This is a genomic window from Alloprevotella sp. OH1205_COT-284 (assembly GCF_003859795.1).
Taxonomy (GTDB): Bacteria; Bacteroidota; Bacteroidia; order Bacteroidales; family Bacteroidaceae; genus Alloprevotella.
The window spans coordinates 1-313 of sequence record NZ_RQYI01000085.1; the positions used below are offsets into that span (position 1 = coordinate 1).

Annotated in this window: 1 pseudogene; it reads left to right on the forward strand. The window is 48.2% G+C overall.

Annotated elements, in window-relative coordinates:
* Nucleotides 1-313: pseudogene (locus EII14_RS09135) on the forward strand (AraC family transcriptional regulator); the annotation flags it as partial.

Here is a 313-nt window from a genome sequence, read left to right on the forward strand (position 1 = left end):
AAGATTGGATGGAGATGGTTGCCGAGCAATTCGGCACATCTGTAACGAATAACGGTTTTACCGTTCCGCCTTCGGTGGGTAACGGCTTTTTCAAGCAATACTACCCGTTGCCGTGGCTCACATTGACCTACATCAGTTTCGTATCGTACGAACCGATGACAATGGTGCGTCGCTCGGTGCAAAACTCGAAATGGATTCCCGTGATGTTCTACATCAACGAGCATAAACATGAGCAGATTATCGGCACAAGCACAAAAACGGTCGGGGTGGACACGCTTGACGGTATCTTTATGCCTTCAAGCAATATCCCTAC